The organism is Paraburkholderia sp. BR10937 (assembly GCF_040965695.1).
Classification (GTDB): domain Bacteria; phylum Pseudomonadota; class Gammaproteobacteria; order Burkholderiales; family Burkholderiaceae; genus Paraburkholderia.
In genome coordinates, this window is record NZ_JBFRCL010000044.1 from 61,905 (window position 1) to 69,907 (window position 8,003).

The 8,003-nt window shown below is 66.4% G+C and carries 5 protein-coding genes; 2 read left to right on the forward strand and 3 right to left on the reverse strand.

Translation table 11 applies throughout. From position 1 onward, the window contains the following. Window positions 1-104: 104 nt before the first annotated feature. The 3 genes from AB4Y44_RS29900 to AB4Y44_RS29910 form a co-directional block, all read right to left on the reverse strand. Window positions 105-1,508, reverse strand: a complete 1,404-nt coding sequence (locus AB4Y44_RS29900; protein WP_368701591.1) for a c-type cytochrome — start codon at window positions 1,506-1,508, stop codon at window positions 105-107. A gap of 13 nt (window positions 1,509-1,521) precedes the next feature. Further along, on the reverse strand, window positions 1,522-3,123 hold the full coding sequence (locus AB4Y44_RS29905; protein WP_368701592.1) for a GMC family oxidoreductase: 1,602 nt from the start codon (window positions 3,121-3,123) through the stop codon (window positions 1,522-1,524). 70 nt (window positions 3,124-3,193) lie between these two features. After that, window positions 3,194-3,793, reverse strand: coding sequence for a sugar dehydrogenase complex small subunit (locus AB4Y44_RS29910; RefSeq protein ID WP_342918564.1), 600 nt, complete (start codon window positions 3,791-3,793; stop codon window positions 3,194-3,196). Window positions 3,794-4,122: 329 nt separating this feature from the next. On the opposite strand from AB4Y44_RS29910, the gene AB4Y44_RS29915 reads away from it, so the two are divergent. Both AB4Y44_RS29915 and AB4Y44_RS29920 read left to right on the forward strand, forming a co-directional pair. Further along, window positions 4,123-4,779 (forward strand): DUF1345 domain-containing protein, encoded by a 657-nt coding sequence (locus AB4Y44_RS29915; RefSeq protein ID WP_368701593.1) that lies wholly within the window; start codon window positions 4,123-4,125, stop codon window positions 4,777-4,779. Window positions 4,780-5,108: 329 nt separating this feature from the next. Further along, window positions 5,109-8,003, forward strand: a 2,895-nt coding sequence (locus tag AB4Y44_RS29920; RefSeq protein WP_368701594.1) for a maltotransferase domain-containing protein, incomplete at its 3' end; no start/stop codon positions are given.

Here is an 8,003-nt window from a genome sequence, read left to right on the forward strand (position 1 = left end):
AAAGCAGACTACACGCAAGCGGCGTGCCTGCATTCACAGCATACGCGTTTGCGGCTATCAGTGTCGCCGCGAGCGCGGTACAACGTCCCGGCGCGGCTGGCGAGTTACTGGGGCTGGGCACGCAATGCCGCGACCTCGCCGGCCGTGAGGGTGGCCCGCGGATCGCCGAACTGCGTCGTCACGTAGTTGGAAAGGGCCGCCACCTGTTCGTTGCTCAATGCATCGCCGAATGCCGGCATCAGCACGTCGCTGTCTTTCGTTTGACGCCTCACTCCGTGCAGGATCACCATCGCGAGGTTATTCGGGCTCGGCGCGCCCGCGACGCTGTTATGAATGAGCGATGGATACGCGCCCGGCGCGCTTCCCCCCACGCCCTCGCCGGTCCAGTGGTGGCAGCTCGCGCAGTTCGCCACGAAAAGCTGCAAGCCGTTCACGGACGTGATCGCCGTGCCGCGCAGCGCGGTGATGTCGCTCACAGCGGGCTTGCCCCATGCATCGCGCGGCCGCGTCACGCCGCCCGAAACCGGCGGCAGCGCGCGCAGATACGCCACGATCGAGCGCAGGTCCTCATGTGTCAGGTATTGCGTCGAGTGCTGGACCACGTCGGCCATCGGACCGGCCGCCCTGGCGTGGCCCGCGGCAATGCCCGTGGAAAGATAGGCGATCAGCGCGTCGTCGCTCCAGTTGCCGATGCCGCTCGTGCGGTCGGGCGTGATGTTGTAGGCCTGCCAGCCCGCTTGCGTCGCGCCCGAGAAACGCGCCGTCGTCTTGAGCCCCTGCATGAAGTTGCGCGGCGTGTGACATTCCTCGCAATGCGCGAGGCCTTCGACGAGATAGGCGCCGCGGTTGAATTCGGCGCTCTGCTTCGGGTCGGGCACGAAGCGGCCTTCGTTGAAGTTGAAGAGATTCCACAAGATCATCAGCCAGCGCTGGTTGAACGGAAAGCGCAGCTCGTTGGCGGGCGGCGTGTAATGCACCGGCGCGACCGTATTCAGATACGCGCGGATCGCGAGCATGTCCTGCTCCGTCATGCGCGTAAATTCGACGTAAGGAAACGCGGGATACAGCCGCTCGCCGCCCTTGCCGATGCCTTCGTGCAGCGCGCGTATGAAGTCGGTATCGCTCCACTGGCCGATGCCGGTATCGGGGTCCGGCGTGATATTCGGCGTGTAGATTTTTCCAAACGGCGTGCTGATGGGCAGGCCGCCCGCAAACGGCCTGCCTCGGTCCGCGGTATGGCACGCGACGCAGTCGCCTATGCGCACCAGATAGGCGCCGCGCTTGATGAGTTCGGGCTTGTCCGCGTCCGCAATCGGCGTCGATGTGTCGTCGCCGCGCGCCGTGGACATCGGCAGTTCGTCGACGGGACGCGTGTTCGATTCGTGCGACGCGTGCCACGCGATATAGAGCGCGAAGGCGCAGAAGAGCGCGGCCGCGATGGCGGCACGCGCGCGTCTCTCTCGCTCGTGATTCGTGGTGGCCGCTGTGGAGGACTTCGCTGTTTTCATCGTCTGGCTCGTATCAAAGCTCGTGGCGCAGCTTGTCGGCCAGCTTCAGCGACAGCGCGGCAATCGTCAGCGTGCAGTTCACCGAAGCGGCCGAGGGCATCACCGCGCTGCTGGCGACGAACAGATTCGCATGATCGTGAGTGCGGCAATCGGCATCGACGACCGAATCGGCGGCGTTCGCGCCCATGATCGTCGTGCCCATGATGTGATTGTTGGGCGCGAAGGCATCGTCGAATGCGATGTCCGTGCCGCCGAAAAGCTGCGCGATCTGCGCATAGAGTTCATGCGTGTTCGCCGCGCTCTTCTTCACGTAATCGTTGATCGAGTAATAGATCTCGGGCTGTGGAATGCCGAGTCCGTCTTTGTGTTCGCTCGAGGGCAGCACGCGGTTCTGAGGCTCGGGCAGATGCTCGTGGAAACTGTTGATGGTGAGCGTGCGCGACGTGCGCTCGCGTATCTCCCGGTCCAGTTCCGCGCCGGTCAAGCCGTTGTTGATCAGCGCAGCCGTGACGGCCATGGTGGGCACCGCGTTCGACAGATGCAGTTTCTTCGCGGCATACGCGGAGCGGAACGCGCCGTCGCGGAAGTTCACGACCGAGGTCATCTCCATGGGCCCGCGCCCCGGCCATAGCGGTTCGTTGGCCATGAACGTGATGCCTGTGCCCGGATGATCCATGAGATTGCGGCCCACCTGGTCGGAGCTGTTGCCGATGCCGTGGGCAAACGCATCGCTCTTCGACATCAGCATGAGCTTGGGCGTCTCGATGCCGTTCGCGGCGAGCACGAAGAGCTTGCCGGTCACACGCGTGCTTCTGCCGCTCGGGTCCTTGTAGTGGACCGCGGTAACGAGCCCTTTGTTGTCGGCCTCGATGCGATAGACCACGGCCTGCGGCACGAGCTTCGCGCCCGCACGCTCGGCCTTGTCCGCGTGAACCACGCCGTTGTACATCGCACCGATCGGGCAGATCGGCATGCAGTTGTTGTTGCCGCAGCAGGTGGGACGCGCATCGAACGGGCGGCTATTGCGCGCGACCGGCTCGGGCACCACGTGAAAGCCATTCGCATTCAGTACTTGCGAGAAGCGCTGATCCATCCAGGAAAGCGGCAGCATGCTCATTGGATACGGCTTCGTGCGCGGCGAGCCGAGATCGTACGTCGCGTCCGGTCCGGACACGCCCAGTTCCTCTTCCGCGCGTTGATACCACGGCTCCAGCGTCTCGTAGGGGTAGGGCCAGTCGCGCCCCACGCCGTACTGCGTTTTCAAACGAAAGTCCGCCGGCAGCAAACGCCACGCGGCGGCGGCCCAGTGCCACGTGGTGCCGCCCACGAGCCGCAAATATTGTGAGTTGTACGGATAATCGCCCTTCTGCACGAGATACTCGTTGGGCGGCGCGTATTCGGGATGCGGCGCGTAGCTCACGGACGGATACGGCGTGGCGAAATCGGCCTTGGCGGGCGAATTGCGGAAGTTCTCCACGATCTGCCAGCGCGCGAGGCGCGGCCCCGCTTCGAGCAGCACGACGGAAGCGCCGGCCCGGGCGAGCTGGTGCGCCACCAGACTGCCCGCCACGCCGGAACCGACGACGACCACGTCGGCGGAATGTCCTGTCGCCATTGTCGACCTCATCCTTTGGCTTTCGTTGTGGGGGCCTGGCGCGGCCGTGATGCGCGTGCCCGTTGCACCGCTATTCGCCTGCGGGTTTGTGCTTCCAGTAGAACGGCACGTCGCGGCAATACGAGGGAATCGTGAGCACGTCGTTGACGGGGTCGAACATCAACGCCTTTTCGAAGGCCACCACCTGCACCTTCGGCATCTCGCCCACGAGACCGAGATACCACGCGCGCATGATGTCGCCCACCATCGACGCGAGTTCCGGCTGATCGGGCTTGAGTGCGGCGGTCACGGTATCGGAGGGCACGCCGCCGTGACCTTGAATCCAGGTGTTGAGCGTCGCGACGTTCGCGTCGAACTGGCTGCTGGCGTGGTCGAGCGCGGCATAGACGCGCTTGCCGAGCACGGCGTCGAAGCTCGTGCGGCCAGTAAGGCGCTGCGATAGCTTGATGAACGCGTCATAGCCGCTGCCGGATGCGCTCGCCGGTGTCGCCGCGAAAGCGCGGCCCATGCCGAACGGCGCGCGCGAGCGCCCGGCAGCCGCGAAGGCGAGCAGCGCCGCTGCGCACGTTCCCGAGACGAAACGCCTGCGGCCGGGACGGCCAAGGCGCTCGAGTACAGCGGGAAGATCGTGCGGCGCCTGAGACATCCCGTGTTGTGTCACATCTGTCATGGGCACTCCAGATGAGGTCGATCCCGCCAGGTTCCCCTGGCTGGGGGCGAAACACGCTTGCCGCCGGCGCGGGCGGCGCCTGAAACCAGGCCACACGAATAACGTTTCCTATCGTCTGTCAACGCGGATCACTGCATATGCACCATCGTTGCGCTGACTGCGAGAGCGCGCTGCCGCGTTGCGCAAGCAATATAGCCCCTTATGGCCCGATAAGACAAACCGAAAGCTTGCATGCCCGGCATAACAGCGAACAGCGCGTCACCCCGGCGGACCGCGCACGGTAGAATCGCCGCAATCGATTGCTAACCCGCGCCTCCCCGCGCCACGCCATGAACCTCATCCCGCTGGTACTACGCAACCGGCCGCACTTGATGATCGCCATCGCCGTGGGCGTCGTGCTCGGCTTGCTCTCGCCCGCCTCGATCCATACTTCCGCGCGCGTCCTGCTCGGCTGGGACGCAACGGTATGGACCTACCTCGTGCTGATCTGGCTGCACATGGTGTTAGCAAACGAAGAGAGCGTGCGCGTGAACGCCCGCCGCGAAGACGAAAACGCGGGGACCGTGCTGTTTCTCATCTGCATCGCAACGGTGGCGAGCATCGTCGCCATCGTCATCGAGCTGGGCACGACGAAGGATCTCGGCACGGCCTCGAAAGTGCTGCATTCGCTGCTCACGGGGCTCACGCTCATCGGGGCGTGGTTTCTCATTCCCACCATCTTCACGCTGCACTACGCGCGCCTCTACTACGGTTCCGATCCCAACGAGCCCTCCCTCGTGTTTCCCGACAAAAAGCTCACGCCGAATTACTGGGACTTTCTGTACTTCTCGTTCACCATCGCCTGCGCGTCGCAAACCGCCGATATCGGCCTGCGCGGGCGCAGCGCGCGGCGCGGCGTGCTCGCGCAATCGATTTTGTCGTTCTATTTCAACGTTTCTGTGCTAGGCCTGTGCGTGAACATCGCCGCGAGCATGGTCGGTAGCTGATCCGCTTCTCTCCGCTGCAACGGATACCGGCAATCGCCGCCGGTTTCTCCGCTCGATTCACCCGTCTTTATGCCCAGCCTTTGCGAACGTGCGCCCGCGCGCGGCGCCGCGCGCCTGGGCCGCTCGTGGGCATGTGCCTTGCTCGACTCCCCCGCAAGTCGCCACGCGGCGCAAGCGGTTTGGTTCCGGCCTGCTCTTGAACTACTCTGAACAGGTGCCTGTCCACCAAGCGCAGCGCGGCACGCTCCGGCAGCCCCCGGGCGGCGCGATCGCATTTCGGCTGACCCCGACTTGCATCCCCTTCGCCTGACGTACCTGGAATACGACCGATGGAACCCCCCCACGCCTATGCGCCGCGGATCTACTTCGTCCATTCCGTCCTGGCAGGACCACTCGACGCGTGGCCGGCGCACATCGCCCGCGCGGCCTCGCTGGGCTTCGATCACGTCCTGATCGGCGCGCTGTTCGCCTCGGGCGCGTCGGGCGACGACCGCGTCGTCGCCGACCATACGCGCCTGAACGCGGCCTTCGGCAGCCCGCTTTCCGCAGACGACGCCGTGCGCGAACTCGCGCTCGCGGCGCAATCGCGCGGCGTCACGCTGCTCGCCGATCTCGTCCTCGATCGTAGCGCCGCCGACGGCGCGCTCTACGCCGCGCATCCTGAATGGTTCCATCCCTTCGAGCCCGAAGACGCGCGCCTCGACCCACGCCACGGCCACAGCGAAGCCAACGTCGCCTATGCCGATTTCGAGCGCGCGAGCGCGCCGCTCATCGCATGGTGGACGGCGCGCGCCATCGCGCTCGTCGAAGCGGGTCTCGGCGGCTTTCGTGTGGACTCGCCGCACCGCACGCCGCCCCATGTCCTGCGCGCGATCTTCGATGCCGTACGCGCGCGCTTTCCGCAAGCGCGCTGGCTCGCCGCTACACCGGGCCTGCCGCGCGAGGCGCTCGCGCACCTCGAAGGAGCGGGCTTCGACGCGGCCTTCTCATCGCTGCGCTGGTGGGACTTCTCGTCGAGCTGGATGGTCGAGGAGCACGCCGCCTTGCGCCGCGTGGGCTCGCCGATAACGTTTCCAGAAGCACCGTATGGCGCGCGTTACGCACACGATCAGGAAGGCGCCGCCGACGCGCGCGCGGTCGAGCGCGCGTATCGCCGCATGCTGCGTGCGGCAGCCGCGCTCGGCACCGGCTGGCTCATGCCGATGGGCTTCGAATACGGCGTCGACGAAGCGACCTCGCACAGCGGCAACAGCGCGCAGGCGTGGGAAGCCGCGAAGGCGCGCGCGCCCTTCGATCTGAGCGCCGATGTCGCGCACGCCAACGCCCTGCAACGCGAAACGTGGGCGCTGCAGACCAACGGCGAACTGCGCGCGCTCAATGGCCCTGGCGCCAGCGTCGCGGCGCTCTTGCGCGGCGACCGCGCAGGTCTGCGCGACGCGGAAGACGCCATCCTCACGCTCATCAATCCCGCGCTCGCCGCGCCGGTGCGCGTGGATCTCGCGCGGCTGCTCGACGGTGTGCCTGGCGGCTTCACGCGCTTCGCGCCGCTCGACGCCGAAACGCTGCGCGGCGCCCGCCTGCCCGCGCCGCGAGACGCGAGCGCGATCCCCGAGACATTCACGCTGCCCGCGGGCGCATGCTGGATGTTCCGCGCGCTCGCGAGCCCGCTCGTGGTGCTCGCGCCGCCCGAAGATCGCGGCAAGACCGACACGAGTGGTCACAGGAGCGTGCTCGAAGCGATCGCCGCGCCGCGCATCGCCATCGAGAGCGCGCAGCCCTCGGTCGATCACGGCCGCTTCGCCGCGAAGCGCACCGTGGGCGAGCGCTGCGAAGTACGCGCGGCCATCTTCGCCGAGGGCCACGACCGCATCGACGCCGCCGTGCTCTGGCGCGCCGCCGACGAGACGGCCTGGCACGAATCGCCGATGACGGCCGTGCCGCCCGCGGGCACCGACCTGTGGGCGGGCCACATTCCGCTCGATCGCATCGGACGCTACGAGTACGTCGTGATTGCGTGGCGCGACGACTTCGCCTCGCTCGCGGAGCATCTGCACAAGAAGCGCGCGGCGAACCAGCCCGTCGATCTGGAGCTGGAAGAAGCGAGCCGCCTGTTCGCGCTCGTGCTCGCCACCGCAGAAACATCGGGCACGGGCGACGACGACCAGAAGCGCAGCAACGAAACGCTCGACGCCATCGTCAAGCGCTTCATTGCTGCGGATACCGAAACACGCTGCGCGATCATCGCCGCGCCTTCGACGGCGGCGGCCGTGCGCGCCGCGCGCCATCGGCCGTTTCTCTCGCGCGACACGATCGTCAATCGCGTGGATGCCGAGCGCGGCGCCGCCCGCTTCGCGAGCTGGTACGAGATCTTCCCGCGCTCGATGAGCGACGACGAATCGCGCCACGGCACCTTCGACGACGTGATCGCGAAGATGCCGCGCATCCGCGAAATGGGCTTCGACGTGCTGTACTTCCCGCCGATCCACCCCATTGGCCTCGCGAACCGCAAGGGGCGCAACAACACGCTCAATGCGCAACCCGGCGACGTGGGCAGCCCCTACGCCATCGGCGCGGCCGAAGGCGGCCACACCGCGGTGCATCCGCAACTGGGCACGCTCGAGGACTTCTGCCGCATGCTCGCCGCGGCGCATGAACAAGGCCTCGAAATCGCGCTCGACTTCGCGATCCAATGCTCGCCCGACCACCCGTGGCTGAAGGCGCATCCCACCTGGTTCGCATGGCGGCCCGACGGCACGCTGCGCTACGCCGAAAACCCGCCGAAGAAGTACCAGGACATCGTGAACCCCGAGTTCTACGCGCACGACTCGAAGCCGGATTTGTGGCTCGCGCTGCGCGACGCGATCCTGTTCTGGGTGGACACCGGCGTGCGCATTTTCCGCGTTGACAACCCGCACACGAAGCCGCTTCCGTTCTGGGAATGGATGATCGCCGACGTGCGCGCACGCCACCCCGACGTAATCTTCCTCTCCGAAGCCTTCACGCGCCCGCGCCTCATGTACCGGCTCGCCAAGCTCGGCTTCTCGCAGTCGTACACGTACTTCACGTGGCGCGAGTCGAAGCGCGATTTCACCGAGTACCTCACGGAACTCACCCAGACCGAGGTGCGCGACTTCTATCGGCCGAACTTCTTCGTCAACACGCCCGACATCAACCCGCGCCATTTGCAGACCGGCGCGCGCTCGAGCTTCCTGATCCGCGCCGCG